Genomic DNA, 14831 nt, shown 5'->3' on the forward strand with positions numbered 1-14831 from the left:
TTCCGCCGATCATGACTGAATTCGCCCTGACAGTTTCCCATTTGCATAAAAGTTACGCCGGTACACCGGTGGTGCGCGATCTCTCCCTGGAGATCGCGCAGGGCGAAATTTTTGGCCTGTTGGGCCCCAACGGCGCGGGCAAAAGCACAACCATCAACATCGTCGCCGGTGTGACGCGCGCGGATGAGGGGCAGGTGCGCATCTTCGGGCATGACAATCGAAGCGAGTACCGGCTAACCCGGCGACTGACCGGGGTCATGCATCAAGAGATCGTCATCGACAACTTTTTCACCATCGATGAGGCGCTCAAGATTCATTCCGGCTATTACGGAGTAGCCGATGACCCGGCCTGGCGGCGGGTGCTCATCGAGCGTCTGGGATTGGGCCCGCACCTGAAAAAGTCCATGAACAAGCTTTCCGGCGGGCTTAAGCGGCGCTTCATGGTGGCCAAGGCGCTGATTCACAAGCCGCGTTTGTTGATCCTTGATGAGCCTACCGCCGGTGTTGATGTGGAGTTGCGGCGCAGCCTCTGGGAGTTCGTGCGCGAGATTAATCGGCAGGGCACCACGGTCCTGCTCACCACCCATTATCTCGAGGAAGCCGAAGCCATGTGCGAGCGCATCGCCATCCTCAACCACGGCCGGCTTATTGCTCTGGAACAAACCAGCGCCCTGCTCGCGCGTCTCGACGGGCGGCGCGTGGTGCTGCACCTCGAGCGCGACCCCCGCCCTCTTGGCGAAGATCTCAGGGCCCTCGGCGCCCAGTGGGATGCGGGCAGCGCCACTCTGACCCTGCCATTGGCGCCGGGCATGGCGGCGACCGATCTGTTGCTGCGTCTGCAGCGCTACCGGTTGCCGGTCAGAGACCTTGAATTGAAGCGCGCCGGCCTGGAGGAGGTTTTTCTGGAATTGACCGGGATGGCCAACGATTCCCATGGAGGGTTGGCGCCATGAGGGAGTCTATTGCCCCGCCCTCCTGGGCACCCTGGCGATCCTTTGTGACCCTGCTGCGCCGTGAGGTGCTGAGATTTCTCAAGGTTGCCGGCCAGACTCTGCTCACCCCCATCATTACCGCCTCTCTTTACCTGTTCGTGTTCGGCGCGACTCTCGGGGAGCGGATTCAGGTGCTGGAGGGCTTCAGCTATGCGCAGTTCGTGGTGCCGGGTCTGATTCTCATGGGGGTGATAAACAACGCTTTTGCCAATTCGTCCTCATCGCTGTTCGTCGCGCGCTACATCGGCAACATTCTCGATCTTCTGGTGACGCCCATTTCACCGGCTCAATTCATTCTCGCCTATACCTTGGCCTCCATGTTGCGGGGGCTGCTGGTGGGCGTGGCGGTTCTCTCCATCTCCACCTTTTTCGCCGAATTGCCCTGGGCCTCGCCTCTGGCGGGGGCGGCCATGGCTGTTCTGGCCAGCTTTCTGTTTGCCCAGTTCGGCATCATTGCCGCGCTTTATGCCAATACCTTCGATTCCCTGTCCATGTTCAACAACTTTTTGATCCTGCCGCTGATCTATCTGGGCGGCGTCTTCTATCCCATCTCCATTCTTCCGCCTTTGTGGGAAGGACTCTCGCGCCTCAATCCACTTTTCTACCTGATCGATGGTTTTCGCCATGCTCTGCTTGGGGTCGGCGACACCAGTCTCCTCACCGCCTTTGCCGCTGCACTGGGCATGTCCCTGGTCCTTTTCACCTGGGCCGCGATACTTATCGGGCGTGGTTACAAATTGCGCAACTGAAGCTGAAACGCAAAACGCCCTCGCGCGGCGGGCGCAAGGGCGTTTTGCGAAGGTGAAACAATATCGGATTAAAAGGTGCCGACGAAGCCGATGCGCACGGCATCGTCGATGGTCCAGTTTTCGTTTCTGCGGTCTTCCTTGAGCCGCATGTTCTGGTAGCCGACGTAGACTTTGACCTTGGGCAGCACGGCGTAAGTGAGGCGCAGCTCGCTTTCGAGCAAGCGCTCCGAATCGCGGAAGGAAAAGACCTTGGGAGCGTAGTAGAGTCGACCGGCAACGCCCAGGCCCCAGAATTGCGGAGGCGCGAAGGCGCCGCGCAGGCCGATGGCGAGATTGATGAAATCGGTGCTGCGATCGGTGGTGCCGGCGTAAAATTTGGTGCCGACGCCCAGTTCCAGCCCGGGAACATTTCCGGGTTCGCCGACGAAATCAGCACCAATGCTGCCGAGCGTGGTTTTCTCGTCGCCGTTGTGGAGAAACCGTCCACTGGCCAAAGCGGTGCCGTAATCATCGCGGCTCAGGGGGCGTTCGTAGATGAGTTGAAAGCTGTCGTCGTTGAAGCCGATGTCGATGGAGTCGGCGGCGGCGGCGGTGGCCGTCAGGCACAGGGCCAAGGCCAGGAAAATACGTAGGGTCATGACAAAACTCCTTGGCTATCGCTATTTAATTTTCCGATAAATGAAATTTATTGGTAACTGTTCAGCATGCACCGCAGGGTACGGCGGCATCGCGTGCGCCAAAAACTCACCTACGGCTCAAACATTTGCCGCAGCACTCAACCGCCGCATCCTGCGGTACTCTCGGACGTTGCCCCTGAATAGTTACATTTATTGAACGCAAGTGAATATGCCATAAGAAGCGGGGGTGGGCAACCTGAAAAGGATTGTTCCGGAGTAACTGTCCAGCCTGTGCCGCGATAGGGCATGGCAGCTGAATCGTTGCATTCAGGATAGGGCGAGCAGGATGACCCCGGCAAGCATCACCAGGGTGCCGGCCAGGCGTTCGCCCAGACCCTGCTCGCGCAGGAGCAGAAGCCCGGCCAGGGCGGTAAAGAGAATGCTCAGGCGTTTGACGGCGATTACGTAGGGGACTTGGGTGAGACTGATGGCCAGCATCTGACACAGAGTGGTGAGCCCTCCGCAAAAGCCCACCAGCAAAAGCCATTTCCAGGGCAGCGCCCGGGATACTTGCGGAGGTTGCCGCCGCAGCACCATCAGGGGCAGCATGCCTAGGGCAATGGCGGCGTTGATGGCGACGGCCCAGACCAAGGGCGATGAGTTTTGCAGGCCGATTTTGTCAATGTTGGCGGTCAGGCTCCAGATCAGCGCGACACCGAGCATCAACCGCGCTCCGGGCGCATGCAGCAGGGTGCGTATCGGTTCAAGCCACCCGGTGCTCAGGCGACTCACATTGAGCAGATAAGCGCCGGTGACGATGAGGACAACTCCGGCCATGCCGCCCGCCGAGGGAGTTTCGCTCAACAGCAGCGGTGAGGTGAGCAGCAGGAACAGCGGGGTAAAAGTGATTAGCGGAACGCTCAGGGACAGGTCGCTCTGGCTGATGGCTTTCATGTAGAGGATCGCGGCCAGAATGTTGAGGGCGCCGCCGGTCAGCAGGGCCGGCCAGAAGCCCGGCCCAAGTTCCACCGGAAGGGTTTGCGGCAGGAGCAGCAATGGCAGCAGGAAGGGCAGGGCCAGCAGGCGCCAGGCCCAAGCCATGACGTAGGCATCGGCCCCTGCCATCAGGCCCTTTTTTCCGAAAACATCCTTGCCTGACTCAAAGAGGGCGGTGAGCAGCGCTAAGGCCAGCCACATCGTGTTAAGGTCTCGAAGGGCCGGGCGCGGATAAAGAAAAGCCCACCCCTGTGGGGGCGGGCCGCAGACGCTGTGGGAAAGAGTCTGTTTCAAACATCGACGATCTGTTCGAGGACCGCGGGATCAACGTCTCGTCCTTCCTCCTGGGCCATGCTTTGAATAAGCAACTGGCCGCCGAGGCTTGCCGTCTTGCGCACCAGATTGTCGGCCTGTTCGCCATTGCGCGATTTGAAAGCTCCGAGCAGGCGCGTATGTTCGTTGACGGAAATCTGCATGCGACCGGGCAGGGACAGGGATGCCATGCGCGGGCGGTTGAATTTGATGACCAGTTGATGGATGAGTTCGGCAAGCTTGTGGTTGCCGGCGGCGCGAATGAAAAGTTCGTGAAATTCATTGTGGGTGCGGTAGAAGGCTTTGACATCGCCCTCATCGGCGAGTTGCTGCAAGCGCTCATTGATGGACTCGAGCCGCTCGATTTCCCTGTCGGACAGGTTTTTGGCGGCGATTCGCGCCGCATAGCCTTCAAGAATTGCCTTGATGGCATAAAACTCCTTGACGTCGCGCTCCGAAAGGGCGGTGACCACTGCGCCCTTGCGCGGGATCACGGTCAGATAGCCTTCGGATTCAAGCTGGCGGAAGGCTTCACGAATAGGCGTGCGGCTGATGCCGAAGCGTTCGGCCAGTTCCGGTTCGGCCACTTTTTCCCCAGGTTTCAGGACACCGCGCAGAATTGCGTCGCGAATGGTTTCGAGGATTTTTTCCCGCAGGGTTTGATGGCGTTCAATGGGTTTTTTTTTCACCGGAGTGGCTCCAAATTGGATTGGGCCAATTGTATACAGTATACAGTCAAAGTCAACCTTCTTTTTCGCGGTACCGGGCATTTCCTGCCGACCCTTGTTTTTCAGCGCCGGGCGGATTATGCTCGACGCGGTGGAGTGGCCTGCCATGATGCGGATCTGAACCCTCTGGAGAAAGGACGTTTGGTGAAACTATGACCGAGGAGTCCCGCTTGTATGTTTCCTTGCCCTTGCGCATGCTTGAGGAGCAGGGGCCCCATTTCCTCTCCCGCCGGCTGCAGCCGGAGATCGCTATCAAGGGGCCTGATTTCGACGACAGGGCGCTGGCTGGGGTACTCAAGCGCTGGGCGCGGGAGTTTCGCGCCGCCGGCCTTGGGGTATCGGTCCATGCCCCTTTCATGGATCTCAATCCCGGCGCTCTCGAACCCCTGGTGCGCGCGGCAACCTTGCAGCGCCTCAGCCAGACGCTGGATGCCGCCGCGCGGCTTGGCGCGCGTTGCGTCGTGGTGCATCCCGGCTACGAGCGCTGGCGTTATGGTGGCAACGAAGATCTCTGGCTGGAGCCTTCCCTGGAGTTCTGGGCGCCCCTGGTGCGGCGGGCTCAGGATGCCGGAATTGTTCTGGCCCTGGAAAATGTATTTGAGGAAGCCCCCGGCAGTTTGGAAAGACTACTGGAGGGAATCGATTCAGCGGCGTTCGGCCACTGTTTCGATGTCGGTCATTGGCACCTGTTCTGCCGCGACAAGATTTCCCTGGCCGAGTGGTTTGGCCGCCTGGGGCACCGCATGGTGCATCTGCATCTGCATGACAATCGCGGCGACGGCGATGACCATCTGCCTCCCGGCGAGGGGCTGATTCCATTTGACGAACTGCGCGGCCTGGTGGAGGAATTCGCGCCGCGCGCCACCCTGGCCCTGGAAGTACACGATCCCGAGAAGCTGTCTCCCGCCTTAGTCACCGTCCGTTCCCTGTTCGGCGTCTGAGGGTTCTTTACGACCGGCGAGGAGCGACCCTTTGACCACCCGCTGGTCGCCGAAGCGCTCTCTTAACTGATCCACGGCCTGGTCGAGGCGACTCAGACGGGCGCGCCGGGGCGCGGCAAACAGCTCGCTCTGCCCCGTCCCCAATACTTCCAGTGTCGCAAGGCTCACCCCCAGCAGGCGCAGGGGACGACGGCCGGCCTCGGTCTGGCTGAGCAATTCTGTGGCTATACCGAAGATTTCACCGCCATTGCTCAGTCCGGCGGCGAGGGTGCGGCTGCGTGTGACCACCGAAAAATCCGCATACTTGACCTTCACCGTAACGCGGCGCCCCTGGAGGTTTTTGCTTCGCAGGCGCTGGGCTACCCGCTCACTGAGTCCAAGCAGTTCGCGCTGGATGACAACCGGATCGCTGAGATCGGTGGCGTAGGTATCTTCATGCCCCACCGACTTGATGCTCGAGTCGCTCTCAACCGGTCGCGCATCAATGCCGCGCGCCAGATCGTAGAGCAGCCCGCCGGATGCTCCAAAAGTTCGTAGCAGAAACTCTCGTTTGAGGCGGCGCAGTTCAGCCACGCGGCTGACGCCCAGGGTCGCAAGTTTCTGCGCGGTAACCGCACCGACTCCCCAGAGTGCCTTAACCGGCAAGGTCAAGAGAAACGCATCGATCTCCTCAGGAAAAATCTCTTTTAGGCCATCCGGCTTGGCAGCCTCCGAGGCGAGCTTGGCGAGAAACTTGTTGGGCGCAATGCCGGCGCTGAGTGTCAAATTCGTTTCACGCCTGACCGCCTCGCGGATCTGGCAGGCAATGGCCTGCCCCGACCCAAACAGGCGCAGGCTTGCGCTGACATCCAAAAACGCCTCGTCGATGGACAGCGGCTCGATACAGTCGGTAAAGCGTGAAAAAATAGTGAAAACAGCCCTGGATGCTTTGCGATATTCATTCATGCGTACCGGAAGGACGACGGCTTCCGGACACAGGCGCAGAGCCTGGGCTATGGGCATGGCCGAGTGCACGCCAAAGGGGCGCGCTTCATAGGAGGCCGCCCACACCACCCCGCGTTGCGAACTGCCACCGACGAGGACGGGCCGGCCACGCAACTCGGGACGGTCGCGTTGTTCCACCGAGGCGAAGAACGCATCGAGGTCAAGATGGATAATGCAGCGCTCAATATTCTTCATGCTGGGATGCCGGTAGAGATAGGATTGATTTCCCGTAAAATAAGTGCTATTGATCCGGTCTTACCAATAAGCCGCAAGGAGTAATGGCATGGCCAATGTTTTCAGACCGATCCGACCCAAAAAAATCTCCGAGGAAATTGTCGAGCAGATCAAGGCTCTGATTTCTGCCGGACAGCTAAAACCCGGTGAAAAAATCCCTTCCGAGCGGGATCTGGCGGTTATGCTCGGCGTGAGTCGTCCCTCGGTGCGCGAGGCAATTATGGTTTTGGATGCCATGGGCCTAGTCGAGGCGCGGCAGGGCGGCGGAACCTATGTGCGCTCTCTGACCGCAGTTTCACTGCACGATCCGTTGACGACCCTGGTCGAAGAAAATCCTGCCATGCATTATGCGCTGGTCGAAGTGCGCATGGGGTTGGAAACCTGGTCGGCCTATCTCGCCGCCTCCCGCGCCACGGACGCTGAAATCGAACGCCTGCGGGAACTTCTCGGCATCATGCAAAAACAGGCCGCGCAGGGTGGCTGGGATGCCGATGTGGATGCCGAGTTTCACTATGCCATAACCGCAGCGACCCACAATACCCTGCAAATGCACGTGCTCAATACAATTCATTCGCTGTTTCATAAAACCATTCAAGTTGCGCTGACGGAGTTTTATCGGCGCGACGGCATGGTTGAGCTGTTGCTCGCCCAGCATCAGGCCATTTATTCGGGGATTGCCGAAAGAAATCCGGAAAAAGCCCGCGAGGCCATGTACCGGCACCTGACCCTGGTCGAAGAAAAAATGTCAGAGCTTCAGCGGGGCGAGTGAGTTTATTTCGGGGCGGGGTATCTGGTCTGCATGCACCGCAGGGTGCGGCGGCATCGCGTGCGGCAAAAACTCACCTGCGGCTCAAACATTTGTCGCAGCACTCAACCGCCCCACACTGCGGTACTGTCGGGCGCTGCGTCTGAATAGTTACGAAGCAACAAAAAAAGCAGCCGCGAAGGCTGCTTTTTTTGTTGAAACGCATAGGGGCTTATTTCGACTCGCGGCCTGCAACCTTGATGCGCACCAGGGCCCGGTCGAGGGCGGATTTCATGATGAGAAAATCTTTCTCTTCCGCGGATAATTTCTTGAGAGCTTCTTCGGCGCGTCCCAAGGCTGCTTTGGCGCGCTCCAGATCGATCTCGTCGGCCGGCTCGGCGGTTTCCACCAAGACCGTGACCCGATCGTTTTCCACTTCGACAAAACCCCAGTTGACGGCAACGTGAAAGAGTTCGTTACCTTTGCGATAGCTGAACTCGCCAATCTGCAGGGTCGTCAGCAGCGGGGTGTGGGCCGGAAGGATGCCGAATTCGCCCATCAATCCCGGAGCGGTTATTTCATCCACCTCTTCGGACAGAACAAGGCGATAGGGAGTGACCAGGTCAAGCTTCAACTTCTCTGCCATGGACTAATTGACCTTTTGGAGAAAGGCGGGAGAACGTGTCCCCCACCTGCTTCACATTGCTGAAAATCAGGCAGCCAGTTTCTTGGCTTTTTCAATAGCTTCTTCGATGGTGCCGACCAGGTAGAATGCCTGCTCGGGAAGCTCATCATGCATGCCCGCAACGATTTCCTGAAAGCCCTTGATGGTGTCTTTAAGCTCAACGTATTTCCCGGGAGCCCCGGTGAAAATCTCGGCGACATGGAAGGGCTGGGAGAGAAAGCGTTGAATTTTGCGTGCCCGGGCCACCGTCAATTTGTCGTCCTCTGACAACTCGTCCATACCGAGAATGGCGATGATGTCCTGCAGATCCTTGTAGCGCTGCAGGACGTACTGGACATCACGGGCTACTTTGTAGTGTTCATCACCGATCACCTGAGGGTCGAGAATCCGGCTGGTGGAGTCAAGGGGGTCGACGGCCGGATAAATCCCGAGTTCCGCAATCTGGCGCGAAAGCACCGTGGTGGCGTCCAGGTGGGCAAAAGCAGTTGCCGGCGCCGGGTCGGTCAAGTCGTCGGCAGGAACGTAAATAGCCTGAACCGAAGTGATCGATCCCTTGTCGGTGGTGGTGATTCGCTCCTGCAATTCACCCATTTCCGTTCCCAGGGTCGGCTGGTAGCCGACCGCCGAAGGGATGCGGCCGAGAAGGGCGGAGACTTCGGAGCCGGCCTGAGTGAAGCGGAAGATATTGTCGACGAACAGCAGAACGTCCTGCTGCTCCTCGTCACGGAAGTATTCGGCTACGGTCAAGGCGGAAAGGGCGACACGTGCGCGCGCTCCAGGGGGCTCATTCATCTGCCCGTAAATCAGAGCGGCCTTGCTCAGAACGCCGGAATCCTTCATCTCATGCCAGAGGTCGTTGCCCTCGCGGGTACGCTCGCCGACCCCGGCGAAAACGGAAAAGCCGCCGTGCTGCTTGGCGATGTTGTGAATAAGCTCCATGATAAGAACGGTTTTGCCGACACCGGCGCCGCCGAACAGACCAATTTTTCCACCACGCGAATAAGGGGCCAGCAAGTCAACCACCTTGATACCGGTCTCAAAGGCTTCAACCTTGGTCGACTGGCTGACAAAGTCAGGCGCGGGACGATGGATTTCCCACTCCAGCTCGGCGCCTACGGGTCCCATTTCGTCAATGGGCTCACCGACCACGTTGAGAATGCGTCCGAGGGTTTTGCCGCCGACGGGCATGAGGATCTGCTTGCCGGTGTCAATGACCTCCTGTCCGCGCACCAAACCCTCAGTTGAATCCATGGCGATGGTGCGCACGGTATTCTCGCCAAGATGCTGGGAAACCTCCAGTACGAGATTCCATTCCTGGTCGGAAATCGAGGGGTTGCTGACTTTGATTGCGTGGTAAATTTCAGGCAGCTTGCCCGGCGCGAATTCAACGTCGACGACGGGACCGATGACCTGATTGATTTTTCCCTTATTCATGATGAACCGTTCCTCCTTATATCACCGCTGAGGTGAAAGACTGATCTAGTTTACTTGATGGCCTCGGCCCCGGAAATGATTTCCATGAGTTCTTTGGTGATTGCGGCCTGGCACGCACGGTTGTACTCCAGAGTCAGCCGACCGATCATCTCGTTGGCATTCTTGCTGGCACTGTCCATGGCGCTCATGCGGGCACCATGCTCCGAGGCGACCGATTCGAGCAGCGAACGAAAAATTTGTACTTCCACGTTCTTGGGAAGAATCTGCTCGAGCACCTCGCTGCGCGAAGGTTCGAAGATGTAGTCGACAAGAATCTCGTCTTCCTGAGCTTCACGCGGAACGATGGGAAGAACCTGCACCAGGGTCGGTACCTGGCTGATGGCGCTGTGGAAAGCGTTATAGACCAGATAAACCTGATCGTATTTTTCTTCCTGGTAGAGGGTGATAATTTCCTGGCCGAGCAAAGCCGCAGTGTTGTAGGAAATGGACCCGCTGAGGTTCTCGTAGACCTTGTAGATGTTCAGCCCGGAACGCCGCTTGAGATAGTCGTTGCCCTTGCGCCCGATAATCATCAGATCGATTTGCTCGAACCCTTCATCGTTGTTGCGGATAAAGCGTTCGGCCATTTTGCTGATGTTGACGTTGAAGCCGCCGCACAGGCCGCGATCGCCGGTCATCAGCACGACCAGAGCACGGTGCTTCTCGCGCTGTTGCAGCAGGGGGTGAGATTCGGGATCTTCCCGGAGAGCCAGGCTGGCGAGAACCTGTGACATCTTCTCGGCATAAGGTCGGGCAGAAACAACGGCATCCTGAGCACGGCGCAGTTTTGCCGCGGAGACCATTTTCATGGCCTTGGTGATCTGGCGCGTGTTCTTGACCGAAGTGATGCGCTTTTTGATTACTTTAAGGTTAGCCATCTGTCAAATTACCTTCCCTGCGGAATTACGCAACGACAAAGTGTCCCTTGAACTCATCGAGGGCAGACTTGATGCGTGCTTCCAGATCGGCATCGATGGCCTTTTTGGTGCGGATATCCTCAAGAATCTGGGCATGCTTGGACTCGATGAATGTCGTGAGCTCGGATTCATAGCGCAGAATCTCGGAGACCGGTTGCTCATCGAGATAGCCGTTATTCGCAGCGAAGATGATGAGAACCTGTTTTTCTACCGGCATCGGCTTATACTGGCCTTGTTTGAGAACCTCGACGAGGCGCGCACCTCGGTTGAGCTGACGCTGGGTCGCGGCGTCAAGGTCCGAGCCGAACTGAGCAAAGGCGGCCATTTCGCGATACTGAGCCAGGGCCAGGCGCAGAGTGCCGGCAACCTGCTTCATCGCTTTGATCTGGGCCGAACCGCCGACGCGCGATACCGAGAGACCGACGTTGATCGCCGGACGCACCCCGGAGTAGAACAGGTCGGTTTCAAGAAAAATCTGGCCGTCGGTGATGGAGATAACGTTGGTCGGGATATACGCTGATACATCGCCGGCCTGGGTCTCAATAATGGGCAGAGCGGTGAGTGAACCGGCCCCGAGGTCATCGTTGAGCTTCGCGGCGCGTTCCAGCAAGCGGCTATGGAGATAGAAAACGTCGCCGGGGTATGCCTCACGTCCTGGCGGACGGCGCAGCAGCAGAGAGNCTGGCGATAAGCAGTGGCTTGTTTGGAAAGATCATCGTAGATGATCAGGGCGTGCTTGGCGTTGTCGCGGAAATACTCGCCGATGGTGACACCGGTATAGGGCGCGATGAACTGCAGCGGTGCGGGTTCGGAAGCCGTCGCGGCGACAACGATGGTGTAGTCCATGGCACCGTGCTGGTTGAGCTTATCCACAACCTGGGCTACGGTGGAGCGTTTCTGGCCGATAGCGACATAAATACAGACGCAATCCTGGCCCTTCTGATTGATGATGGTGTCGACAGCAACAGCGGTTTTGCCGGTCTGGCGGTCGCCAATGATCAGTTCGCGCTGGCCGCGACCGATGGGGACCATCGAGTCGATAGCTTTGAGTCCGGTCTGTAGCGGCTCATGAACGGACTTACGTGCGACAATGCCGGGCGCCTTGACCTCGACCTTGCGAAACTGGTCGGTGCTGATGTCGCCTTTGCCATCGATGGGAATCCCGATGCCGTTGACCACGCGCCCGATGAGCGCTTCGCCGACAGGTACCTGCACGATTTTTTCGGTGCGCTTAACCGTTGAGCCTTCCTTGATGTGCTCAAAATCACCAAAGATCGCCGCACCGACGTTGTCTTCCTCGAGGTTGAGAACCATGCCCATGGTATCACCGGGAAAGACCAGAAGTTCGCCGGCCATGGCTTTGTCCAGCCCGTGAATGCGGGCGATGCCGTCGCCAATGCTGATGACGGTGCCGGTTTCGCTGACTTCGACCTCGCGACCGAAATTCTCAATCTGCTTTTTGATGATCGCGCTGATTTCTTCCGCTTTGATTTGCATAAGCCCTTCTCACCCCTTCGTTAATTTATCTTCAAATCGTTTCAACTGCGTGCTGAGGCTGCCATCGAAGATCCGACCACCAAATTCGGCTTTGAGACCGCCGAGCAGGGCAGGATCGACCCGGGTATCCAAGATGATCTTTTTCCCCGTCTGCTGTTGCAGACCGGTGCGGATGACCAAGGTCTGCGCCGCGTCGAGCTTGACGGCAGACGTCAGTTGGGCTCGCAGGGTTCCCGAAAGTTCATCGGCGAGTTGCTGGTAGTGCTCCGCAATCTGGGAGATATACCGCAGGCGGTGTTTCTCCAGAAGCAGGCCGAGAAAGTTTTTCATGCCCTGGGACAAGCCGAGCTTTTCGCCGAGGGCGGCAAGGATCGCCGAGCGTTTGCGGTAGGGAAAGGAGGGGCTTTCGAGAACCATTCGCAGGTTCTTTTCGGCCGCGAATGCGGCCAGAACCTTGTCCAGTTCGCCGGCAAATTCCTCTACCTTGTTCTGCTCGGTGCCCAACTGAACGAGGGCACGGGCGTATCTTTTTGAAATCGCGCTGAGGCTCAACTTAATTCTCCCACCTTCTGCATTTTCTCCATGTATTCATCGACCAGCCGCTTTTGGTCAGCTTCGTTGAAGTTCTTCTTCAACAGATCCCGAGCCAGAGAAATGGCGAGGGCAGCGGCTTCCTGGCGCAACTGGCGACGCGCCTTGGCAACTTCCTGCGCTGCGGCGTTTTCAGCGTCCTGCGCCATTTTCTCAGCCATATTGCGCGCATTGGCGAGGATTTTATCGCGCTCCAGCTCCCCCTCGCGGCGAATCTCCGCTTGGAGTTGCTCAATTTCCGCAGTAGCGTCCTGCAGCTTGCGATCATACTCGGCAAATTTTGCCTCGGCGGTATCGCGGGCCTTCTGTGCCTCCTCCAACTCCTTGGCGAGGGTTTCCCGACGCCCGGCCAGCGCCTTTTTCAGGGGCCGGGTGATGAAAAAGGCTAGAATGGCGATCAGCACTGCAAAGTTCAGAACCCGATAAAGAAAGTCCTTGAGCAAAGTAGCGGCGTCGTGGTGGTAGTCGCCGGCCGCAAACGCCAGGGTCGTGGTCATAAGGAGAATGACCAGTGCCGGAATTGCGGTGGCCGTGGTGCGGAAAAATCGTTTAGCCATGGAATTACAGACTCCTGCCTAGAACTTTGGAGGCCACCTGCTGGGCCAGTTTCCCGGCGCCGTCGCGCAGATTCTTGCGGGCGGACGCAGCTTCCTGATCAACCTGGTTGCGAATAGTTTTAAGTTGATTCGCCGCCTTTTCGTGAGCCTCGCCGAGAATGCGAGCCTCTTCTTCGCCGGCGGCGGCGCGCAAGGACGCGCGCTCCTCGGCGGCCTTGGCTTTGGCCGCTTGGAGCTGCTCCCGGTAGGCGGCCATCTTGGCTTGAATCTGCTCTTCCAAGTCGCGCGCGCGCTGGTGTCCTCCTTCAGTGGCCTGTTTACGCTCATTCATGATGCGCGACAAGGGCTTGAACAGGAGAACATTCAAGATGAAAATGAGAAGGAGAAAGTTCGCAAGCTGTAAGAAGAACGTCCAATCGAAATCAATCACCGAGATACCTCGTTTTTCAAAGCTTTTATTCGGAATCCGTTAACCTGCGGAACTGCATACAGTATACAAAGTGTGGCCTGAGCGTTAAACCGGGGTGGAGCGAAACAGGCAATAGCTAACATAAGCCTTTTTGGCTTGTCAAGGTTCTTTTCGCCAATCTTCCAGGGCGCTCTCTTAGACCGATTCGCGAACAAATGCCGCGATCGCCTGGGACCAGTGTGCGTCCAGGTCGGTAAATTGAAGGCCCATCCCCTGCGGATAGAGGGGTTTGGACACTGCGTGAATGCGGTTGGTCCATGCCACCCGGGCGCGTCCGCGAAGTGGCTGAAGGGTCCCGGGAAGGATGAATTCTATATGCATATGGGTCCCGGTAGTGTAGAGCGTATCGGTTTGCAGGTAAAGGCCGCCTGTGCTCAGATCAAGGGTAAAGCCTCGGTGATTGAGCTTTTCCGTACGGGCAAAACGTAGCGGCAAGCGCTGCGGCACGCGCGGCGCCCGCGAAATGAGGGGACGAAGAGCGAGGATTTCAAGAATTACGTCGAGCAGCATGGCGCTGGTTGCCGAGCTGGGTAGAGTCTTCTGACATTCCCGCTGCCGGAGCGGATCCTGTGGGCCCTCAGGGCCCTCAATGCTGTCAGGCATCAGCATGATGACCGGAAGGTCTTTCAGCCAGTGATAAGAGCGAAGGCGACGACAAAGGGATGGTCCATTCTCAGGTTCAAGCCGGTAATCGATCACCGCCAGGCGCGGCTGCTCGGAGCGTGCCAAGACCAGGGCTTCATCACTGTCGCCCGCAGTCAGAAAGGAGAGACTCGAAGACGGCAACAGGCTTGTTCGCCAATGGGTCAGTTGGGGTGCTGGTGCGGCGAGCAGGATTTTGGTCGGCTGCATGATAGCGCTCCCCGAAAGGGATTGGGTGCGGATGGCGGTGCATATTGATACAGGATTACAGGAGGGAATTCAAGTGTCCAAATTTCCCGAGGTAAAAAAATGGCCCGATCGGGCGACCGGGCCGTTGCCATAAAAAAGCGGGGGGTCAGTTGTTGCTGTTTGTCTCTGGGCTTGGGCGATACGCGACCGTTCCGCGGACCAGGCCGAGAACGAGCAGCAAGGCGGGGATCAGTTGCGCCACCAGAATCAGTCCGCAGAACCCGAGAAATGTCCAGACCACCAAGCCGCTGTGGTCGGCGCGGGTGCCGGCGGCGAACGCGGGAGCTGCGCTGGTCAGAAAGATTGCGAGGGTTGCCGTAAGGGTTCTGAGTCCGTTCATGCTGACCTCCTTGTTGCTGCGCGCTGTTTGAAGCAAGCGTCGGTGGTTGGTTGATCCGGCCCCCCTCGATTTACTTTCGGGAGCCGCGACCCTTTGGTTTAATGCTTTAGCAT

General features: G+C 58.1%; 16 protein-coding genes and 1 pseudogene. 4 read left to right on the forward strand and 13 right to left on the reverse strand.

Features of this window, described 5'->3' with window-relative positions; translation table 11 throughout:
* Positions 1 to 11 precede the first annotated feature (11 nt).
* Complete coding sequence (locus GFER_RS04125; protein ID WP_040097390.1) at positions 12 to 953, forward strand: ABC transporter ATP-binding protein; 942 nt, start codon at positions 12 to 14, stop codon at positions 951 to 953.
* Positions 950 to 1741 (forward strand): ABC transporter permease, encoded by a 792-nt coding sequence (locus tag GFER_RS04130; protein ID WP_052445942.1) that lies wholly within the window; start codon positions 950 to 952, stop codon positions 1739 to 1741. Before GFER_RS04125 ends, GFER_RS04130 begins: the two co-directional genes overlap by 4 nt.
* Positions 1742 to 1809: 68 nt before the next feature.
* Here the strand turns inward: GFER_RS04130 and GFER_RS04135 are convergent, their stop codons facing one another.
* From GFER_RS04135 to GFER_RS04145, 3 genes are all read right to left on the reverse strand, one after another.
* A complete protein-coding gene (locus GFER_RS04135) occupies positions 1810 to 2379 on the reverse strand; it encodes a YfaZ family outer membrane protein (protein ID WP_040096304.1) in 570 nt (189 codons plus the stop codon).
* 306 nt (positions 2380 to 2685) lie between these two features.
* Entirely contained in the window at positions 2686 to 3555 is an 870-nt protein-coding gene (locus GFER_RS04140; protein WP_040096305.1) for a DMT family transporter, read from the reverse strand.
* 89 nt (positions 3556 to 3644) lie between these two features.
* A complete protein-coding gene (locus GFER_RS04145) occupies positions 3645 to 4355 on the reverse strand; it encodes a GntR family transcriptional regulator (RefSeq protein WP_040096306.1) in 711 nt (236 codons plus the stop codon).
* A gap of 209 nt (positions 4356 to 4564) precedes the next feature.
* Here GFER_RS04145 and GFER_RS04155 point away from each other — a divergent pair, with 209 nt between their 5' ends.
* Positions 4565 to 5335: a sugar phosphate isomerase/epimerase family protein gene (locus GFER_RS04155; RefSeq protein WP_161807379.1), complete on the forward strand. Its 771-nt coding sequence runs from the start codon at positions 4565 to 4567 to the stop codon at positions 5333 to 5335.
* Here GFER_RS04155 and dinB read toward each other — a convergent pair.
* A complete protein-coding gene (gene dinB / locus GFER_RS04160) occupies positions 5303 to 6568 on the reverse strand; it encodes a DNA polymerase IV (RefSeq protein ID WP_268746199.1) in 1266 nt (421 codons plus the stop codon). The two genes, GFER_RS04155 and dinB, sit on opposite strands and share 33 nt — an antisense overlap.
* A 34-nt stretch (positions 6569 to 6602) precedes the next feature.
* Here dinB and GFER_RS04165 point away from each other — a divergent pair, with 34 nt between their 5' ends.
* Positions 6603 to 7322 (forward strand): FadR/GntR family transcriptional regulator, encoded by a 720-nt coding sequence (locus GFER_RS04165; RefSeq protein ID WP_040096323.1) that lies wholly within the window; start codon positions 6603 to 6605, stop codon positions 7320 to 7322.
* Between the two features lie 208 nt (positions 7323 to 7530).
* On the opposite strand, the gene GFER_RS04170 is transcribed toward GFER_RS04165, so the two are convergent.
* The 9 genes and pseudogenes from GFER_RS04170 to GFER_RS04210 form a co-directional block, all read right to left on the reverse strand.
* Positions 7531 to 7944, reverse strand: a complete 414-nt coding sequence (locus GFER_RS04170) for a F0F1 ATP synthase subunit epsilon (protein WP_040096325.1) — start codon at positions 7942 to 7944, stop codon at positions 7531 to 7533.
* A 66-nt stretch (positions 7945 to 8010) separates the two neighbouring features.
* Positions 8011 to 9417 carry a F0F1 ATP synthase subunit beta gene (gene atpD / locus GFER_RS04175; RefSeq protein ID WP_040096326.1) on the reverse strand — a complete coding sequence of 469 codons (1407 nt, stop codon included), beginning with the start codon at positions 9415 to 9417 and terminating at the stop codon, positions 8011 to 8013.
* Between the two features lie 50 nt (positions 9418 to 9467).
* The gene (gene atpG / locus GFER_RS04180) at positions 9468 to 10334 is read right to left on the reverse strand and encodes an ATP synthase F1 subunit gamma (protein WP_040096329.1); all 867 of its coding nucleotides are present in this window, start codon (positions 10332 to 10334) and stop codon (positions 9468 to 9470) included.
* 25 nt (positions 10335 to 10359) lie between these two features.
* Positions 10360 to 11870 (reverse strand): annotated as a pseudogene (gene atpA / locus GFER_RS04185) (F0F1 ATP synthase subunit alpha).
* 9 nt (positions 11871 to 11879) lie between these two features.
* A complete protein-coding gene (atpH, locus tag GFER_RS04190; RefSeq protein WP_040096331.1) occupies positions 11880 to 12422 on the reverse strand; it encodes an ATP synthase F1 subunit delta in 543 nt (180 codons plus the stop codon).
* Positions 12419 to 13018, reverse strand: a complete 600-nt coding sequence (locus tag GFER_RS04195; RefSeq protein ID WP_040096334.1) for a F0F1 ATP synthase subunit B family protein — start codon at positions 13016 to 13018, stop codon at positions 12419 to 12421. The genes atpH and GFER_RS04195 overlap by 4 nt, the downstream gene beginning before the upstream one ends.
* 4 nt (positions 13019 to 13022) lie before the next feature.
* Positions 13023 to 13448: an ATP synthase F0 subunit B gene (locus GFER_RS04200; protein WP_040096336.1), complete on the reverse strand. Its 426-nt coding sequence runs from the start codon at positions 13446 to 13448 to the stop codon at positions 13023 to 13025.
* A gap of 174 nt (positions 13449 to 13622) precedes the next feature.
* Positions 13623 to 14339: a TIGR02266 family protein gene (locus tag GFER_RS04205; protein WP_040096338.1), complete on the reverse strand. Its 717-nt coding sequence runs from the start codon at positions 14337 to 14339 to the stop codon at positions 13623 to 13625.
* A gap of 145 nt (positions 14340 to 14484) precedes the next feature.
* Positions 14485 to 14718, reverse strand: a complete 234-nt coding sequence (locus tag GFER_RS04210) for a hypothetical protein (RefSeq protein WP_040096341.1) — start codon at positions 14716 to 14718, stop codon at positions 14485 to 14487.
* Between the last annotated feature and the right edge of the window lie 113 nt (positions 14719 to 14831).

The sequence above is a fragment of the Geoalkalibacter ferrihydriticus DSM 17813 genome (genome assembly GCF_000820505.1).
GTDB classification, from domain to species: Bacteria; Desulfobacterota; Desulfuromonadia; order Desulfuromonadales; family Geoalkalibacteraceae; genus Geoalkalibacter; species Geoalkalibacter ferrihydriticus.

Excerpts from the sequence above, each read along its gene's own strand:
- GFER_RS04135 (WP_040096304.1), bottom strand. The coding sequence starts at position 2,379 with ATGACCCTACGTATTTTCCTGGCCTTGGCCCTGTGCCTGACGGCCACC.
- atpD (WP_040096326.1), bottom strand. The coding sequence starts at position 9,417 with ATGAATAAGGGAAAAATCAATCAGGTCATCGGTCCCGTCGTCGACGTT.
- GFER_RS04205 (WP_040096338.1), bottom strand. The coding sequence starts at position 14,339 with ATGCAGCCGACCAAAATCCTGCTCGCCGCACCAGCACCCCAACTGACC.
- GFER_RS04140 (WP_040096305.1), bottom strand. The coding sequence starts at position 3,555 with ATGTGGCTGGCCTTAGCGCTGCTCACCGCCCTCTTTGAGTCAGGCAAG.
- GFER_RS04170 (WP_040096325.1), bottom strand. The coding sequence starts at position 7,944 with ATGGCAGAGAAGTTGAAGCTTGACCTGGTCACTCCCTATCGCCTTGTT.
- GFER_RS04210 (WP_040096341.1), bottom strand. The coding sequence starts at position 14,718 with ATGAACGGACTCAGAACCCTTACGGCAACCCTCGCAATCTTTCTGACC.
- GFER_RS04165 (WP_040096323.1), top strand. The coding sequence starts at position 6,603 with ATGGCCAATGTTTTCAGACCGATCCGACCCAAAAAAATCTCCGAGGAA.
- GFER_RS04195 (WP_040096334.1), bottom strand. The coding sequence starts at position 13,018 with ATGGCTAAACGATTTTTCCGCACCACGGCCACCGCAATTCCGGCACTG.
- GFER_RS04130 (WP_052445942.1), top strand. The coding sequence starts at position 950 with ATGAGGGAGTCTATTGCCCCGCCCTCCTGGGCACCCTGGCGATCCTTT.
- GFER_RS04125 (WP_040097390.1), top strand. The coding sequence starts at position 12 with ATGACTGAATTCGCCCTGACAGTTTCCCATTTGCATAAAAGTTACGCC.
- atpG (WP_040096329.1), bottom strand. The coding sequence starts at position 10,334 with ATGGCTAACCTTAAAGTAATCAAAAAGCGCATCACTTCGGTCAAGAAC.